At 54.1% G+C, this 16,690-nt stretch carries 14 protein-coding genes and 1 tRNA gene; 9 read left to right on the forward strand and 6 right to left on the reverse strand.

Features of this window, described 5'->3' with window-relative positions; translation table 11 throughout:
• Positions 1 to 151 precede the first annotated feature (151 nt).
• Entirely contained in the window at positions 152 to 1,402 is a 1,251-nt protein-coding gene (locus RHK62_RS09265; RefSeq protein WP_302678368.1) for a hypothetical protein, read from the forward strand.
• Positions 1,403 to 1,408: 6 nt separating this feature from the next.
• Here RHK62_RS09265 and RHK62_RS09270 read toward each other — a convergent pair whose 3' ends face one another.
• On the reverse strand, positions 1,409 to 2,812 hold the full coding sequence (locus RHK62_RS09270) for a BCD family MFS transporter (RefSeq protein WP_310453621.1): 1,404 nt from the start codon (positions 2,810 to 2,812) through the stop codon (positions 1,409 to 1,411).
• 309 nt (positions 2,813 to 3,121) lie between these two features.
• Between RHK62_RS09270 and RHK62_RS09275 the strand changes: the two genes are divergently transcribed.
• Positions 3,122 to 4,333, forward strand: a complete 1,212-nt coding sequence (locus RHK62_RS09275) for an MFS transporter (protein ID WP_206200311.1) — start codon at positions 3,122 to 3,124, stop codon at positions 4,331 to 4,333.
• 78 nt (positions 4,334 to 4,411) lie between these two features.
• Positions 4,412 to 4,948, forward strand: coding sequence for a DUF2062 domain-containing protein (locus RHK62_RS09280; RefSeq protein WP_206200312.1), 537 nt, complete (start codon positions 4,412 to 4,414; stop codon positions 4,946 to 4,948).
• On the opposite strand, the gene RHK62_RS09285 is transcribed toward RHK62_RS09280, so the two are convergent.
• Positions 4,908 to 5,639, reverse strand: coding sequence for a peptidylprolyl isomerase (locus RHK62_RS09285; RefSeq protein ID WP_310453622.1), 732 nt, complete (start codon positions 5,637 to 5,639; stop codon positions 4,908 to 4,910). The genes RHK62_RS09280 and RHK62_RS09285 overlap by 41 nt on opposite strands.
• A 49-nt stretch (positions 5,640 to 5,688) precedes the next feature.
• On the reverse strand, positions 5,689 to 6,603 hold the full coding sequence (locus RHK62_RS09290) for an FtsQ-type POTRA domain-containing protein (RefSeq protein WP_310453623.1): 915 nt from the start codon (positions 6,601 to 6,603) through the stop codon (positions 5,689 to 5,691).
• Positions 6,604 to 6,730: 127 nt separating this feature from the next.
• Here RHK62_RS09290 and RHK62_RS09295 point away from each other — a divergent pair, with 127 nt between their 5' ends.
• Together RHK62_RS09295 and hisB are read left to right on the forward strand one after the other, a co-directional pair.
• Entirely contained in the window at positions 6,731 to 7,351 is a 621-nt protein-coding gene (locus RHK62_RS09295; protein WP_206200315.1) for a hypothetical protein, read from the forward strand.
• A 6-nt stretch (positions 7,352 to 7,357) separates the two neighbouring features.
• Complete coding sequence (gene hisB / locus RHK62_RS09300) at positions 7,358 to 7,990, forward strand: imidazoleglycerol-phosphate dehydratase HisB (RefSeq protein ID WP_310453624.1); 633 nt, start codon at positions 7,358 to 7,360, stop codon at positions 7,988 to 7,990.
• Here hisB and RHK62_RS09305 read toward each other — a convergent pair.
• Complete coding sequence (locus tag RHK62_RS09305; protein ID WP_206200317.1) at positions 7,987 to 8,814, reverse strand: pentapeptide repeat-containing protein; 828 nt, start codon at positions 8,812 to 8,814, stop codon at positions 7,987 to 7,989. The two genes, hisB and RHK62_RS09305, sit on opposite strands and share 4 nt — an antisense overlap.
• A gap of 110 nt (positions 8,815 to 8,924) precedes the next feature.
• Here RHK62_RS09305 and ftsH3 point away from each other — a divergent pair, with 110 nt between their 5' ends.
• The 3 genes from ftsH3 to menD all read left to right on the forward strand — a co-directional run bounded on the left by ftsH3 (position 8,925) and on the right by menD (position 12,740).
• Positions 8,925 to 10,763 (forward strand): ATP-dependent zinc metalloprotease FtsH3, encoded by a 1,839-nt coding sequence (gene ftsH3 / locus RHK62_RS09310; RefSeq protein WP_302677465.1) that lies wholly within the window; start codon positions 8,925 to 8,927, stop codon positions 10,761 to 10,763.
• Between the two features lie 55 nt (positions 10,764 to 10,818).
• Positions 10,819 to 10,889, forward strand: a tRNA-Gly gene (locus tag RHK62_RS09315).
• 162 nt (positions 10,890 to 11,051) lie between these two features.
• The gene (menD, locus tag RHK62_RS09320; protein WP_310453625.1) at positions 11,052 to 12,740 is read left to right on the forward strand and encodes a 2-succinyl-5-enolpyruvyl-6-hydroxy-3-cyclohexene-1-carboxylic-acid synthase; all 1,689 of its coding nucleotides are present in this window, start codon (positions 11,052 to 11,054) and stop codon (positions 12,738 to 12,740) included.
• 11 nt (positions 12,741 to 12,751) lie between these two features.
• Here the strand turns inward: menD and RHK62_RS09325 are convergent, their stop codons facing one another.
• Complete coding sequence (locus RHK62_RS09325) at positions 12,752 to 13,111, reverse strand: hypothetical protein (protein WP_206200320.1); 360 nt, start codon at positions 13,109 to 13,111, stop codon at positions 12,752 to 12,754.
• A gap of 437 nt (positions 13,112 to 13,548) precedes the next feature.
• Between RHK62_RS09325 and RHK62_RS09330 the strand changes: the two genes are divergently transcribed.
• Positions 13,549 to 16,311: an SMC family ATPase gene (locus tag RHK62_RS09330; RefSeq protein ID WP_310453626.1), complete on the forward strand. Its 2,763-nt coding sequence runs from the start codon at positions 13,549 to 13,551 to the stop codon at positions 16,309 to 16,311.
• On the opposite strand, the gene RHK62_RS09335 is transcribed toward RHK62_RS09330, so the two are convergent.
• Positions 16,308 to 16,445 (reverse strand): hypothetical protein, encoded by a 138-nt coding sequence (locus tag RHK62_RS09335; protein WP_024125599.1) that lies wholly within the window; start codon positions 16,443 to 16,445, stop codon positions 16,308 to 16,310. The two genes, RHK62_RS09330 and RHK62_RS09335, sit on opposite strands and share 4 nt — an antisense overlap.
• Positions 16,446 to 16,690: the final 245 nt, after the last annotated feature.

Here is a 16,690-nt window from a genome sequence, read left to right on the forward strand (position 1 = left end):
CTTGTGATTAGGATCACGGGAAAAACGTGCTTTCGATCACCAGTTAACGATATGTTGCCTTCTATGATGCAGGTATGTTAGACCCTCTCAATTGTGCCCCTGAATTCCAGCACGGTCGGTAGCGGCGTGGCTTAGGAGCGCATTATCCCCTATGAATACTTGGATAAAGACAAACGACTACCAACTGATTTATGAACACTTGCTGGAATGCGTGCAGCACGAGAGTCCACAGCAAGTCATTGAGCGGTTTCGTGCCCTTTTTCTCATGGGCTATACCTATCCCGATCGCCAGATTCAAGAGGTGATGGATCGGATTGTGACGGGGGCACGGGTGGCAGATAATTTTCGTCCCTTTATGAACCGCTGCTGCCACATTTTGATTAACCGCTGGCAGTCGCGTCCTTTGCTCCAAGGGGCAGTTCCCGAATTTCTGGCTATGCTGCAAACGCCTGTGGCGATGCCGGCGGGGGGTCTGAGCCGGGCACCGATTGTGCGTAAGCTGCGGCTGCTCCTCAAGGATTATTTAGAGAGTGAAGCCTTTCAGAAGCTCCAGCGCATGGTGCAATTTCTGCAAGAAGATGCCCAAGACGTTTCACAGATTCAGCAAAATAGCGATCGCCCCCTTGCTACCTTAATTCGCCGCTATCCCTATCTCTATAACCACTGCTTGGTGGGCGATGACACGACACCCGAAGACCTGCGCTACATTCAAGACTTTCAGCAAAAGGCCACTCAGCAGTTTGAAATGAACCTGAGTCAATACCTCACGAGTGAGTTTCGCCGTGCTCAGGGGCATAACAATATCCCACTGGTGAAAAATCCTACGTTGCTCTCTGCTGAGGAAGTCAGAACCTCGATTCAACATTTTGTCGGTAAGGTGGATGGCCGCCACACCTATCGCGACTTGGCCAGTCAATTTGGACAGCGGCTGCAACGCCTGAAATCCACCCGCGACTTTCGGGATGCCTTCTTCCACTACTTGACGGACACCACAGCGGATGTGGGGCGGGGTCGCTTTCGCCAGCGCTTTTACCAGTATTTGGAAACGCTGCCCCTCTTTCAGCAGCCACAACCTCTGAATGAATTTACGATTGTGCGCACCTGTAGCCAGACCCTCAACTACTTAGTGGTGGATAGCGCCCAAAATCCTAACCATCTGGTTTTTGTTGACTTGCTCAATACCATCGGCACGGCGGCAACGATTGGCTTATTGCTCAAGGTTGTGCTCCTCAGCAAGAAAGTAAAACCCTACCTTGAAAAACGCTTTGCGATCCTGTTTAACCACTATCAGTCCTTTAGTCGCGGCAAGGTACGCTGGCTGGTGAATTGCCTAGAGCATTTTAATATCGCCCATGTCACCCACTTTGGTAAGTTGGATTTTTCCTTCTTTGCCCGCTGGTAGGTGACTCTATTCCAAGTCCTCAGCCAAGACCTTGGCGATCGCCACCTGAGATTGTTGGCGAAATTGACTGACATCCACTCGTTTCAGAAGCAAGACAGCGGTCAGCATTCCCAGCATCGGCAGACAAAAGACAAATCCATAGGCGAGGATCGGCACGCCAAACAGTTGACGCCCAATATCAAGGGCCGTTCCGCCGACAACAGTCGCTGATCCCCGGGCAATGGCCTGCGCTAAGCCCCAAGCGCCAATAAATGTCCCCGCTGTTTCCGCCGCCGTTAAGTCCAGCATGAGACTGAGGGCACCCGTTGTTGTCACCCCAGCGGCAATGCCAAAGAGAAAGAGTTGCAACTGAAAGAGCCACACCTGCTGCGTGACGCCTGAGATGATCAAGAGCAAGAACATCAAGGCCACCCCCCAACAGCCATAGGTGGTGGTGCGGATCTTGCCGAGGCGGGGCACAATCAAAAATCCGGTGAAACTTAGACCCACAAGGGTACCCATGCCCCAGTAGGCATTCAAGCGGGTGGTTTCGGCGATCGTCATGCCAAAAACTTCACCGCCAAAGGGTTCCAGAATCGGTTCCTGAATAAATAAACTCAGGGTCATCAGGACAAGGAAGAGAAAAAAGCGCCACGTTTGGGAGTTGGCCGTGAGAATTTTCAGGGCGCGACCAAGGGTAATGTTTTCCGGATTGTCACAGGCACGGCTGCGCACATGGTAGCGGGAATACTTGGCCTCAACTCCCCAGGTGCTGGCGATCGCGAGGGCAAAGACCACCGTCAAAACCACCAAAAAGAGGCGATTAACACTTTGTTGTAGCAGTTCAATGGGGGGGTCTAGCTCCAACTGACGCAGCAGCACACTACTGAGAATGGCACCCGCCACAATGCCCACGGTCAACATGGACCAGACAATGCCCACCAATTTGCCCCGATCTTCCTCTTCGGAGACATCCACGAGCAGGGCAGCAAAGGGGGTCGAGCTACTACTGACACAAATGCCATAGGCGGCAAAGAGCAATCCCAATAGGCCAATCCACCCTTGGGTGATGAGACTCCAGCCCGCTTGATCTAAACTCTGCCCCACCTGCCAGATCACTTGAACAATCGCGTAGGTGACCAACGTAAAGGCCAAAGCCCCACCCCAGACATACCCCGTGCGATGATAGCCGCCAATGGGATGGGCATCGGAGAGCTGACCAAACCACACGCGCACCGGTGAGACAAATTGATGCATGGCGATCGTCAGCGTCACCAATGTGGCCGGCACCGCCAGTTCTTTAATCAGGATGCGGTTGAGCACCCCCAACACCAGAATCGACATCATCCCCAGTGCCATCTGAAACAGACCCAAGCGAAACATGACCCACAGGGGCAGCGGCGGGGGTGCAGCGGCAGAACGAGTGGCCATACCTCACTCAACTCACATCACTGATAGAAGATGATAAATGATTTTCAGGGCAAATTTAGATTGCCATCAAGAAGGAAATCGTCAATGATACAACTAGGGCAATCAGTGTCAAAAAGAGCGATCGCTTCAAAGATTCCGTATAAGCAGACATGGGTGGCATCACCTCATCAGTAGGATGTTTTGGGCTGTGTCCAATCGATGGGAAAAGGACTGTATTGTGTTAAGTTGTAGTCTTTTATTGTACTGCCTTTTTCTGGGGGTCAAAACCGTACAGGGCAGGCATCCATCAGTTGAGGACGTATCACATCAATGGGGATCAACCTACGCTCACCATTATTCATTGTTTTACTCACAATTGTCATCGACCGTTTGGGTGAGAGTCTGATTTTCCCCATTTTGCCCTTCCTCGTGGAGCGATTTAACTTTGATGCGTTGAGCTTGACGCTGTTATTTTCTGCCTTTGCTGCTGCCCAATTCATTGCTGCTCCCCTTTTGGGTGCCCTCTCGGATCATTGGGGACGTCGCCCGGTGTTGCTGATTTGCATTGCCGGTACGGCCCTGTCCTACATTCTCTTTGCTGTGGCGACGGTTCCTTGGCTGCTCTTTGTCTCGCGGATTATTGATGGTCTCACGGGGGGCGTGGTTTCAACGGCTCAGGCCTATATTGCTGACACCTCTGCTCCAGCAGATCGGGCTAAGAACTTTGGTTTAACGGGGGCAGCCTTTGGCATTGGCTTCATTTTTGGGCCGGCCATTGGCGGCAGTCTAGCAGCCATTGATCTCAAGTTGCCGATTTGGTTTGCAGCGGGCTTGGCACTGGTGAATGTCATCTTGGCCTATTTCATCTTGCCAGAGTCATTGCCCGCAGCCCAGCGATCGCCCCTGACCCTAAAGAGCTTTGCCTTGCAGCAACAGTGGTTGGAGCTATTCAATCAACGCACCCTCCAAGCCTTACTCATGGCCTTCTTTATTTTCAACTTTGCCTTTGCTGGCTTTACCAGTATCTTCGTCCTCTTCTTGAAGCGGCAATTGAGTTGGGGACCTGCCCAAGCGGGGATCATTTTTGTGATTATTGGCGTGGTGAGTACGATTGTGCAGGCGGGCTTGATTCGCTCATTGATTCCTCGCTTTGGTGAGCAGCGCTTGAGCTTGGGGGGATTGCTCCTAGTGGCCTTGGCCTTGTTGGGGATTGCGGCGGTGCCCAGTGCGGGCGGCTTTAGTGCGCCCTTGCTTTATGGGTGTGTGGTGGGTTTGGCCTTTGGCGTGGGAATCATGTTGCCCTCGCTGCGAGGGGTGATCTCCAATCGGGTGCGAGATCAAGATCAGGGGAAAATTATTGGCGCTAGCCAATCACTCCAAAGTGTGGCGGGGATTGCTGGACCGGCATGGGCAGGGTGGGTCTTCGATCGCTGGGGTGGGGTGGCGCCCGCTTGGCAAAGCAGTGTGATGATGGCGATCGCCCTTGGCTTTTTGGCGCTGGGATTGGGCAAGCCCAAGGATGCGACCCCTAGCACTCTCTAAGCAAAATATGTCAAACTGCTAAGCAAAGACCTTTATTCGCCCATTTTTTCAACCTTTGAACCCTCTCGACGCTCACCTATGATGCGGTTGTCTTTTCCTCAGCCTTCTCGACAGCCCCGTTGGCTCCATGCTTGGCGACGATCGCTCCGCTATCACTATTTGCGCTTGATGCGCTCCCACAGTAGCACTGAGAGTATTGCCCGTGGCCTTGGGGCAGGGGTCTTTGCTGGCATGCTGCCCCTGTTTGGGGGGCAAATACTTATTGCCGTCACGGTGGCCCTCCTTGTGCGCGGCAACAAGCCCTTGGCTGCCCTTGCCACTTGGGTGAGCAACCCCTTCACCTATGTCCCCCTGTTTTGGTTTAACTTTCAGGTGGGTTGGTGGCTGATGGGGCAGCCTGCCCTATCTTTTGGTGAGTGGCAATCTTGGGAAAAGCTCCTCGAACAGGGGGGGCAAATGGCAACGATTCTGATTTTTGGCAGTGTTTGGGTGGGCGTGGTTGCCGGACTCCTCACCTACGCCCTGTGTTTGCGACTGCTACCCACCCTGCGACAACGCTTTCGGCGGCGTTCTGCTATGGCTGCTGTAAATTTTCTAAACCGGCCACAACCTTAGCGGATTGCAGGCGATCGCCCTGTTGGATCCTGTCCACCACGTCCATACCATCGGTGACATAGCCAAAGACGGCATAATTGCCATCCAGAAAATCCAGTTGATCAAGGGCAATATAAAACTGGGCTGAGGCCGAATCGGGGAGTTGCGATCGCGCCATGGCCACCGCACCGCGCGTATGATTGAGAACGGGTGAGACTTTGCCCGCTTGGCTATAGGTGGGGGTGTCACTGCCCTGACCAAGAATTTCTAGGGGAATGTAGCGGGGGCGATTGGTCGCGGGGTCAATGAATGAACCCGTGCCGTAGAGTTGCGGCGACACACTGGGGTCTTTGCTCTGGGGATCCCCGCCTTGAACCACAAAGGGTCGGGGTTCACGAACCACACGGTGAAAAATCGTGCCATCATAGATTCCCCGCTGCACTAAATCCACAAAATTGCCAGCGGTAATCGGGGCAGCATTCCCCTTCACTTGAATCGTAATCGGGCGATCGTTGACTGTCAGTACAACCGTTGCATCGCCATTGAGTCGAGGTAAATTGGCCATAGGGGTTGGGCTTTGTGCTCCTGGAATTGAACTGGTGTCAGCCACTGAGGAGAGTGACGCGCAACTCACCAGCAGAAGCACACCGAGCACCATCACCAACTGTGGCAGAAATCGGGGCAATCTTGTGCCGAACTTCAGGGGTTTCATTGACCAGCCACTCCAAGCTAACCGTTCTATTATGCCGTGCCCTTGCGCCCTAATGACTGCGGGGAAGGGGTTGCTGTGTTGGTTGTTGCCGCAGTTGCACCAAGGGTTCATCGGGGTTTACCAAGTCAATAAAGACCATTTGGCGGGGATCCAAGTACTGAGGTAACTGCTTGAGGCTGGCTAGGGCACTGAGTTGTTTCTTCAATGTGGGACTATGCCACTGCACCACCCCAAGATGAACCGGCGCGAGGGGGGTTTGGACAATTAGATTCTGTTCATTGCGCCAATCTAAACCCGTAATCGGTAAATCCTGCTGCTGGAGAATCTGGTGAATTTGCTGCCACTGCTGCTGGCGATCGCGATCGATGGCCATTGTCTGCGGGCGCGGTGCATCCTTAACGGGTACAAAATACCCCTGCAATTGGAGTGTGGGCATTGGCTTCACGGCACTGGCTTGATAGCTACTCAGCGGGGCAACAAATCCGAGGCCATCCACCAACCAGCGACTGGCAGACCCTTGCAGCTGCCCGCTTGCACTCATTACCCAGCATTGATTGCAGGTGGCGACTGCGACAGGCTTGCGTTCTTGGACTTCGACAATCAGTGTCGGCGGAAAGAGTTGGCGGGCGATCGTCACCCGTTGCAGAGGCAGCGTCGTTTCTAGGGCATGAATGATCTCCTGTGGCCGCAAACGCAGCAGTGACTCCGGATACTCAAGGGGCAATTGTGCCTGCAACGCTTCCGTTTTCAGCAGTTGATTGCCGCGAATCACCACTTGCTCCGGGCGGCGGATAACCCAGTCCGGCAGCGTCAGTCCCCAAACCAGTCCCCCTGTTAAGGTCAAGAGGACACTGGTACGCCAAAGCCCTGCCAGTTGCCGCCAGCGGCGTTTACTTTGCAATTGGCGGCGCCGTTCCCGAATGGCATCATGAGCCGTTGTCCCCTGAGGGGTGGGATTTACCATGGCCACGGCCTCAGTCTTGAGGAAAATTGGAACTTAGGATCCTGCACGGGCTGTCATTACTTGGTGGTAAGATACGCGATGTTGATTGTCCGCTTGACTGCCTCTATCTTAGTAAAGGCTTCGCACCATGCCCCTGAATACATTTGCTCACTGCTCAAGATCATCGCTGCTCCTCGGGGTGTTACTACTGGGGGTACTCCCGCGGGCGGTGTTTGCTCAGAATCAATCTTCTAGCCCCAATGTCCAGATTGTGAATCCCACACCCCCACCCAGCTCTTCAATCTATACCCTTGAGGGGGGCAAGCGCTTGATGGATGAGGCTGCCGCCGCAGTCAATAGCCAAAATTATGCCGTCGCCGCTCGCAAGCTCTTAGAAGCCCGTACGGTGATGAACCAACTCTCGAACTTTTACCAGTCCCTCAACTCTAGCTTTTTGGGGATTGATACTGCGGCTGCCGATAGCAACCGTCGCCGTGCCCTAGAAGCAGCACAACTGCGCGATCAAGCGACTTTTCAACTGGCTTTGGTCTATCGCGCTAATAACCAACCTGAGCTTGCCGTGCCCCTTTTGGTAGAAATTATCCGCAGCCAAAACCCCACCCGTGAACTGGGACAAAAGGCCTATCAGCAATTGCTAGAATTAGGTTTTGTGGATGTGCCCTTTCCGCGTACGGGGGCAATTCCTTCCGGAACGCCTGCGGCGAGTCCACCGCCAGCCACCTCTGCCAATCCCCAACCCCGTCAGTAACGCTTCATGAACGACTCTCTCCTCGGTAATGGCCACGCGCCTCGGTTGCGCCAAGCCACGGTCGATCGCCAGACGAAAGAAACCAAGGTTCACGTTGAACTCACCCTCGATGGCAATGGTCGAGCGGACAATCACACGGGGATTCCCTTTCTCGATCACATGCTGGATCAGCTTTGCTCCCACGGCCTTGTGGATTTGCGGGTGCAGGCCACAGGCGACACCCATATTGACGACCACCACACCAATGAGGATGTGGGCATTACCTTGGGGATGGCACTCGATCAAGCCTTGGGCGATCGCCGGGGGATTCATCGTTTTGGTCACTTTGTGGCTCCCCTTGATGAAAGTTTGGTGGAAGTTGCCCTAGACTTCTCGGGGCGTCCCCACCTTAGCTATGGGTTGCAGATTCCCACGCAGCGGGTGGGCACCTATGATACGCAACTGGTGCGGGAGTTTTTCGTTGCTTTGGTGAACCATAGCCGCATGACGCTGCATATTCGCCAATTGGATGGCATTAACTCCCACCACATTATTGAAGCGACATTCAAAGCCTTTGCCCGTGCCCTACGCATGGCGATCGCCATTGACCCGCGCCGCAGTCAGCACATTCCCAGTTCTAAGGGGGTGATCCAAGCTTAGGTGTGGACGTGCCCATCGGGCATAATCGCTCCCGTGAGGCGTGCCCCGGTCAGTTTCACTAGGAGGCGATTGCCTTGGCTCATCTTTGCTCCCCGTAAATCGGCACCCCGCAGATCAGCCCCACTCAAGTCAGCACCAATGAGATTAGCCTCTTGCAGGTCGGCATAGCTGAGATCTGCTTGCAGCAAATTGGCGCGAAAGAGATTGGCGTGGCGCAGGTTAGCACGGTGGAGAATCACGCGGTGCAAAAAGGCATCACTGAGATCGGCATAGCTGAGATTGGCATGGCTGAGATTGCGCCCCTCAAAGTCCTTTTCGCTCAGGTTGGCTCCCTGTAAATTCACCCCCGACATATCCTTGTGGGGAGGCGTCGTGCGGGGTGGTTCTGGGGGCGGGGGCGCGGCTGTGCGTTGGCGCTGATAGGTGCCGTAGGTGTGGTTGTGGTGTTGGCTATAGGTCTGGTGCGTCGTTTGCTGCGGCTCACGGGGCGCATGATAGCTGCGATAGGTGTAGGGATTGGATTGATAGCGTGGGGGTGGCGGCGAGGAACGATAGGTTTGCCGCTGGCTAGCAGTCCGCTGGGAGGTTTGGCTGCCGTGTCGGGCAATATGCTGCCGCAGTTGATCCCGCGCTTCATTAAACTGCTTAATTTTCTCTTGTGCCTTCTCGATTAGCCGTGTGTTGTCCTTCGGGATGCGATCGGGATGCCAAATAAACACCAAATCCCGATAAGCTCGGTTCACTTCCTCGAGGGTTGCCCCCGGCTCCAACTCCAGTACCCGGTAGCAGGTGTCTAAATCGAGCATTTTCTGACGGCTTATCATGGATATTGATGATCTTAACCACGGGACTGCTCACCTAGGGTTGCGAAAGAATGCGTTAGTATGAACTTATGTAAAGACTTTTCACTTTTCCTAGCGGAGGATGGCGATCGGTGAATAAACAATGGCGAAACGCAGGTTTATATGTTCTTCTTGCAATCGTGGTGCTGGCCTTGGCCACTGCCTTCTTTGATCGCCAACCCACGACCAAACAGACATGGCCCTACAGTGAGTTCATCCAACAGGTCGAAAATCAGCAAATCACCAAAGTCAGTATTACCCCCGACCGCTCGCAGGCGCAAGCGATTACCCAAGATGGCACGCGGGTGCTGGTCAATCTTCCCAACGATCCTGAACTGTTGGACATTCTCATTAGCAACAATGTGGACATCGCCGTCTTGCCCCAAAGCAACGATGGCTTCTGGTTCCGCGCCCTGAGCAGCTTACTGGTTCCCATTGGTTTGCTGGTACTGCTCTTTTTCCTGTTGCGGCGTGCCCAAGCAGGTCCTGGCAACCAAGCGATGAACTTTGGTAAGTCACGGGCACGGGTACAGATGGAACCCCAAACCCAAGTGACCTTTAATGATGTGGCTGGCATTGATCAGGCCAAGCTGGAACTGGGTGAAGTGGTGGAATTCCTCAAGTACGCCGATCGCTTTACCGAAGTGGGCGCCAAAATTCCCAAGGGGGTTCTCCTTGTCGGGCCTCCCGGAACGGGTAAAACCCTGCTTGCGCGGGCAGTGGCTGGTGAAGCGGGCGTTCCCTTCTTCTCAATTTCCGGTTCTGAGTTTGTGGAAATGTTCGTTGGGGTGGGTGCCTCACGGGTGCGCGACCTCTTTGAACAAGCCAAAGCCAATGCCCCTTGTATTGTCTTCATTGATGAGATTGATGCCGTCGGTCGCCAGCGCGGTGCTGGTCTGGGGGGGGGCAATGATGAACGGGAGCAAACCCTCAACCAACTGCTGACGGAAATGGATGGCTTTGAGGGGAATACGGGCATCATTATTATTGCTGCAACGAACCGTCCGGATGTTTTGGATGCAGCACTATTGCGTCCGGGGCGTTTTGACCGTCAAGTGGTGGTGGATCGTCCGGATTACAAAGGTCGCCTCGATATTCTCAAGGTTCATGCCCGTGGCAAAACCCTCGCTAAGGATGTGGATCTCGATAAAATTGCCCGCCGTACCCCTGGCTTTACCGGTGCGGATCTCTCGAACCTACTCAATGAAGCGGCCATTCTGGCGGCTCGCCGCAACCTGACTGAAATCTCCATGGATGAGATTAACGATGCCATCGATCGCGTCCTCGCTGGGCCTGAGAAAAAAGACCGTGTCATGAGCGATCGCCGCAAGAAGTTAGTCGCCTACCATGAGGCGGGTCATGCCCTTGTCGGTGCCCTGATGCCCGACTACGATCCCGTTCAAAAAGTGAGCATCATTCCCCGGGGGCGGGCAGGTGGTCTGACTTGGTTTACTCCCAACGAGGATCAGATGGATTCGGGTCTCTATAGCCGTGCCTACCTGCAAAACCAAATGGCCGTTGCCCTTGGGGGTCGCATTGCTGAAGAAATTGTCTTTGGTGAAGAGGAGGTGACAACCGGTGCCTCAAACGACCTGCAACAGGTGGCACGGGTGGCTCGCCAAATGGTTACCCGCTTTGGCATGAGCGATCGCCTAGGACCTGTGGCCTTGGGACGGCAAACCGGGAATGTCTTCCTTGGCCGCGACATTATGGCAGAACGGGACTTCTCCGAGGAAACGGCTGCCACCATTGATGACGAAGTGCGCAATCTCGTCGAGCAAGCCTATCGTCGTGCCAAAGAGGTCTTGGTGAACAACCGCCACGTCCTTGACCAAATTGCCCAAGTGCTGATTGAAAAAGAAACAATCGATGCGGAGGAACTCCAAAGCATCTTGGATCGCAACGATGTGAAGATGGCAACGATTCCCTAGGCTTGCCCTTTGCGATCGCCCAAAGGGTCGTGCTAATGTAGTATTCCTTGGGACTGCGGGCATGGTTTAATGGTAAAACCCTAGCCTTCCAAGCTAGAGACGCGGGTTCGATTCCCGCTGCCCGCTTAACACTCAACTCCTTGAAGAACCTGCATTTTGGCGTATTGCAAAGACTCTGGGATGCTCTTTCAAAGTCTCAAAATAGGCTCAAACTGGATTTAGCACCCTATTCTATTGGTGGCCTATGGCTCAGCCACTTCGGCTAGGATAGCGCTTCTGGATTGATGAATGATTCTCACTGAAAATCTCAATGTCCTCTGGGCGAGCGTCCTCTTTGAAACCCTCTATCGCTTAGGACTGCGGACAGTCGTTCTCTCGCCGGGATCACGTTCGGGACCATTGGCGATCGCGGCTGCTGCCCATCCCCATCTTGAGGCCCTGCCGATTCTTGACGAACGCTCGGCAGCTTTTTTTGCCCTTGGCCTTGTCCAACAGCAGGGACGACCCGTTGCCCTTGTCTGCACTTCAGGTACTGCTGCGGCCAATTTCTATCCCGCGATTATTGAAGCAAGCCTTAGTCATTTACCGTTAATTGTGCTGACCGCCGATCGCCCCCCCGAATTGCGCTTTTGCCAAGCGGGACAAGCCATTGATCAGGTGCATCTCTATGGTCATGCCGTACGTCACTATCGCGAACTAAGTCTGCCGGAACTTGCTTTGCTGCCCTACCTGCGGCAAACCCTCTGCCATAGCTGGCAAACTGCCCTCTGGCCAGATCCAGGCCCAGTACATTTGAATATTCCTCTACGGGATCCCCTTGACCTGCGCTCTGAGGCCAATTTTCATGGGGCACTTCCTGAAAACTTCTTTGATCAGGTGCAGCCCTTTGTGCCGCCTCGGGTTGTCACCGCTCTCCCTTGGCAAACATGGCAACAGATGCAGCGGGGGTTGATTATTGCGGGACCCAGTCATGGGGTGGAGCCTTTGGCGGAAGCGGACGCGATTGATCGCCTGAGTCGGTTTCTGCAGTGGCCAGTGCTTGCCGATGCCCTCTCCTGCGCACGGGGACTGCCCCACGGCATTACCCATTACGATCTGCTGCTGCGAAATGGCCACCTACGGGAATCCTTGCGTCCTGAAGCAGTGATTCAACTGGGACCGCTACCCACCAGTAAAGCCCTGCGGGAGTGGCTCAGTGCCTGCGATCCGCTGATCTGGTGCCTTGACCCCACGGGCGATAACAACAATCCCCTCCATGGCCGCTGTCAGACGCTGGCGATCGCCCCCCAAGATCTGGACTGTCCCCCCGACCCCCTACCCCCCAATCCCTACCTCAAGGACTGGCAAGACCACGATCAACGAGTACATGAGCAACTGAAGCGAACCTTGGAGGCCATTGATTGGTTCTGTGAGGCCAAGCTGATTTACCATCTGCCGCAGTGGTTGCCATCGCAAACGGCGATTTTTGTGGCCAGTAGTATGCCCGTGCGCGATGTTGAGAGTGTTTGGCGGGCGAGCGATCGCCACCATCGTTTTTACTTTAATCGAGGCGCCAACGGCATTGATGGCACATTATCTAGTGCCCTTGGGGTTGCCCATCGCGGTCAGCCCACCCTCTTGATCACGGGGGATTTGGCCTGCTTGCACGATACCAATGGCTGGCTGATCACGCCCCAGTTTCAAGGGTGTCTAACCGTACTGCTGATCAATAACAACGGCGGTGGTATTTTTGAGCATCTACCGATTCGGCGGTTTGATCCACCCTTTGAGAGCTTTTTTGCCACCCCCCAAGCGGTCAATTTTGCCCAGCTTGCAGCGGCCTACGGCATTCCCTATCACTGCTTACAGGACTGGGCGGATGTGAAAACCCAACTTTCCCTTGCCCCTTGGCCAAAGGTACGACTTTTGGAATTTAAGAGCGATCGCCAGCAAAACGCCCAATGGCGCCAGCAGGTACTGGCTCACCTCACAATTTAACTTGCGGTACCTCAGTGGCTATGGATGTGGTGGGAGAGCAACTGCTCCTCTAGCGCCGCAATCTGATTGTAGGCCGCCGTGAGTTGTGCCGTCAGCCGTTGAATTTGCACCTCTGGACTCAGGGGGCGATCGCCACTGAGGTTGCGTGTTTGGCTATAGTCATCATCCACCAGAATATCCTTGTGTTCTGGGGTACTCACCAAAGGACGCGGTTTGGGCAGAGGATTCTGCTCAGTAGGGGTTACAGGCAGAGGCTTGAGCCGCCCCTCCTCTAGAGCCTTAGAAACCTTTTGGTTGAGTTGTTCAACGATCTGGTAGAGGGCATCAATTTTGTTACTCAGAACCAGAATCTGCTTATGTAATAAATCCACAGGCCAAATCCTCTCGTGGTGGAATGCTGTAGTTGTCAACTCAACTGCCTCTAGGGAAAATAGCGGTGCGAGGCATCACCAACCCTAGGCACTAGAAATACACTTGATAGAGTAGGCATTTCCCCAAGCGTAGGATGCCTAGCGTCAGGAGCATCGAGTGCGGAGACCAAGCTTGCCGAGAAACAAGGGTATTACTATAGATCCAGCCTAGGGAAAGTCACTCGCCAATGGCAACTTTTTCAAAAAGACTTAAGACCAAGTAAACTTTTGTAAAAGTATGGATTGTTTTATCAATGCAGAACACCTGCCGACAAGCAATATTCTTCAGGAACTTCACACTTGGCTGAGCGAGGGTAGCTAGCTTCTGGTCTCTCACTTGTTGTTTGATATGGGTTGATCAACGTTCTATCAACTGCCCTAGCCTTTGGAGACAGACGGTGGAAATTCAGCGACTAACCCTAAAAAATTTTAAGACCCACCGCGATCGCACGTTTGAGTTTCTGCCCGGTGTGAATGTCATCTGTGGCGAGAATGGTGCGGGCAAAACCAGTATTTTTGAAGCCATTGCTTGGGTTCTCTTTGATGCCACCTCGGGCTATGGCAGTGGCTTTAATAAGGCGATTATTCGCAAGGGTGCTAAACGCGCCGAAGCCACAGTTCAGTTTATCTCGGCAGCAGATGGTCGCTCCTATGTGGTACGGCGCAATACGCAAATGGGGTACGCGATTTATGACCCCCAAGTGGGAGACCTCGGTCTTTCGTTGCGTGAAGATGTGCAGGTGTGGTTGCAGGAGCACCTTGGTATCCGCAGTGCCTTTCCGCTTCGGGATCTCTTTGAGCAGATCATTGGCATTCCCCAAGGGATGATCACGGCGGATTTTCTCAAGCCACCCGCCCAGCGGCGGCAAGTTTTTGAACCGATTTTGCAAGTCAGTGACTATCGCCAAGCCTTTGACAATGCCCTTGCCCTCGTGAATTTTTCCCAAGAGCGGGTGGTGTCCCTAGAGCGGCAGTTGGCTGTGCAAAAGCAGGAACTGGCCACGCGATCGCAATATGAACAACAGGCAACCGCCTTGGCAGCGGAGCTAGAGCGCGATCGCCAGCAGTGCGAGGAATTACACCAACAATGTCAGGCCTTAGCCACCGAAAAACAGCAATACGAAGCTGCCGTTGAAACGCTGAACCGTCTTGCGCAAACCTGTCAGCGCCTCGAAGCCCAACTGCGTCAGCAGGAGGAACTCTGTCGCGATCGCCAGCGCCAGTTGGCCGCAGCTCGCAATAGCCAAGCCCAGTGCCAGCAACTGCAATCCGACTATGATCGCTATCGGCAGCAAGAGAGCCGCTACCAAGAACTTGAGCAGCAACTACGGGGACGAGCTGCCCTTGAGCAGAACATTCGCAAGCTAGAGCAGCAGCAACAAAAGCTGGCCACCCAATTAGCTAGTATTGAAAGCCAACGCCAAGCGATCGCCACCATTGCCAGTCAACTTGCTGCCCTTGAACCCCAAATTGCTGCTGCCGACGCCCTCGATGCCGAAATTGCCCCCCTTGAGGCGCGCTACCAGCAAGCCCAGCAGGCGGATCAAGAACTGCGCCACCTCAAGCAACAAGCGGCAACGTTGCAAGCCCGCCTTGAGAAAATTGCGCAACAGGTGCAAGCCCTAGAGCAACAGCGTCCCATAGCCGCCACCTTGAGCGCTAAACAGGCAGAACGGGAGCGACTCCAAGCCCAACTCAGCCACGCCACCGCCGCCCATGCCTTTGCTGCTACCCTCGATCCCATTCTCAAGAGAGCGCAAACCCAAGCCACGGAAACGGATCCCCTTGTAGCGGCGGCGATCGCCGAACTCACTGCCGCTCAGCAATTTGCTCTAGTTCGCCCTGCCATTGAACAGGGGCTAACGGCACTCCAACAGCTGCAGGAGAACTACCATTGGCTTTTGGATCAACTCACGGCACTGCGACAAACCCTCACAGATCCTGCCGCTATTCCCGCCCTCAACCAAACGTTAAAACAGTTAGAAACTGACATTGCCCGTGCTGCCGCCGCAGAACGATCCCTCTTGCAAGCCCAAGCCCTTGAGGAGGAACGCAGCCGTTTGGCAGCAGAGCTTAAGCAGTTGAGCGATCGCCAGCAAACCGTAGAACCCCTAAGCAAAGAACTCACTGATTTAGAACGCCGCTTGAACGAGTTACGGGAAGAACGCGCCAACCTTGGCCAACCCCATGCCCAGCGCCAACTGTTACTGGAGCAGCAGGCAGCAGCCCCCCAACTGGAAGCCGACTACGCACGTTTGGGTACCGAACAGGCCACCCTACAAGCTCGCCTCACCCCCCTTTATGAGGAACGCCAACACTATGCCACCCTTGAGGAACAGCGGCAACAGCTTAGCGATGAGCTAGCTAGACTACGTCCCAGCTATGATACCTATCTCCAACACCAGCAGCAGGCCGCCCAAGTAGAAAGCTATGAAGCGGCCCTGAAAACAGCTATGCAAGCCGCCCATGAGTTGAAAGCTGCCCTTGCCAAAGCCCAAGCAGAGTACAACACCCAAGAGCAGCGGGTGGATTTAGCCGCTCTGGAAGCCGTGCGCGATCGCTACGAAAACCTACACCGCGAGTATCAACGGCTCCTTGGTGCGATTCCTGAAAAAGAAAAGCAGTACCAAAGCTGCCTTGCCACCCTCAAGCATCTTGATGAAGTCGCCACCGAACAGGAAAAGACACTGCAAAAGCTCGTAGCGGCACAAAAACACCACTCTCTGATTGAGACGGCCCGCGAGATTTTCAAAAAGAGTGGCCCCCGCGTTAGTGAAGCCTATCTGCACACCGTTTCCAGCGAAGCCGATCGCCTGCTGCGCGAACTTCTCAACCGTCCCGATGTGGCGCTCCAGTGGACATCGGACTATGAGATTCAGGTGAATGAAGGCGGCTACTGGCGACCCTTCAAAAGCCTCTCCGGCGGTGAGCAAATGTGTGCGGCTCTTGCGGTGCGCTTAGCCCTGCTGCGGGTACTGGTCAACACCGACATTGCCTTCTTTGATGAACCGACCACCAATATGGATCAGGTGCGCCGCCAACAACTGGCCGAGAGCCTAAGCAATCTCAGAAGTTTTCATCAACTTTTTGTGATTAGCCACGATGCAACCTTTGAAGCCCTCACCGAGCACACGATCCATCTGGAGCGATCGCTCCCTTAGGCGTAGGCCGTGTGGAGTGCCCACCAAATGAGTGCCGCAATAAAGCCAAGAATCAAAACGGCAGAAATCGCGATCATCGCTGGGCTGTCGGCACCATCAAACTTCATAATGCCGCGATTAAAATCCGTGGCCATAGGAATAAACTCCAAGCACCATTGAATCCACAGTAACCAAATTAATTTTAGGCTGCTTTTCTGGCAGTGGGGTTGAGGATAACGACTTGTTACGATTTGTGGCGCTCCCTAAAAACCCTCTTAAATGTGATCAATATCACAGCAGCCCTAGGTGAAACAGGCAAAGGTAGAAGTAAGCACACAGCCTAGACCACTTGTTGAAGTGTCACGTTTTGTAACGTTGCTCCTGCCCTAACTCAAGCTGA

The organism is Thermosynechococcus sp. HY213, from assembly GCF_031460975.1.
In the GTDB taxonomy this organism is placed as follows: Bacteria; Cyanobacteriota; Cyanobacteriia; order Thermosynechococcales; family Thermosynechococcaceae; genus Thermosynechococcus.

Bases quoted from the DNA above. Each gene is read 5' to 3' on its own strand.
- RHK62_RS09270 (WP_310453621.1), bottom strand. From the start codon at position 2,812: ATGGCCACTCGTTCTGCCGCTGCACCCCCGCCGCTGCCCCTGTGGGTC.
- RHK62_RS09280 (WP_206200312.1), top strand. From the start codon at position 4,412: ATGATGCGGTTGTCTTTTCCTCAGCCTTCTCGACAGCCCCGTTGGCTC.
- RHK62_RS09275 (WP_206200311.1), top strand. From the start codon at position 3,122: ATGGGGATCAACCTACGCTCACCATTATTCATTGTTTTACTCACAATT.
- RHK62_RS09305 (WP_206200317.1), bottom strand. From the start codon at position 8,814: ATGATAAGCCGTCAGAAAATGCTCGATTTAGACACCTGCTACCGGGTA.
- RHK62_RS09285 (WP_310453622.1), bottom strand. From the start codon at position 5,639: ATGAAACCCCTGAAGTTCGGCACAAGATTGCCCCGATTTCTGCCACAG.
- RHK62_RS09335 (WP_024125599.1), bottom strand. From the start codon at position 16,445: ATGGCCACGGATTTTAATCGCGGCATTATGAAGTTTGATGGTGCCGAC.
- menD (WP_310453625.1), top strand. From the start codon at position 11,052: ATGATTCTCACTGAAAATCTCAATGTCCTCTGGGCGAGCGTCCTCTTT.
- RHK62_RS09295 (WP_206200315.1), top strand. From the start codon at position 6,731: ATGCCCCTGAATACATTTGCTCACTGCTCAAGATCATCGCTGCTCCTC.
- hisB (WP_310453624.1), top strand. From the start codon at position 7,358: ATGAACGACTCTCTCCTCGGTAATGGCCACGCGCCTCGGTTGCGCCAA.
- RHK62_RS09290 (WP_310453623.1), bottom strand. From the start codon at position 6,603: ATGGTAAATCCCACCCCTCAGGGGACAACGGCTCATGATGCCATTCGG.
- RHK62_RS09265 (WP_302678368.1), top strand. From the start codon at position 152: ATGAATACTTGGATAAAGACAAACGACTACCAACTGATTTATGAACAC.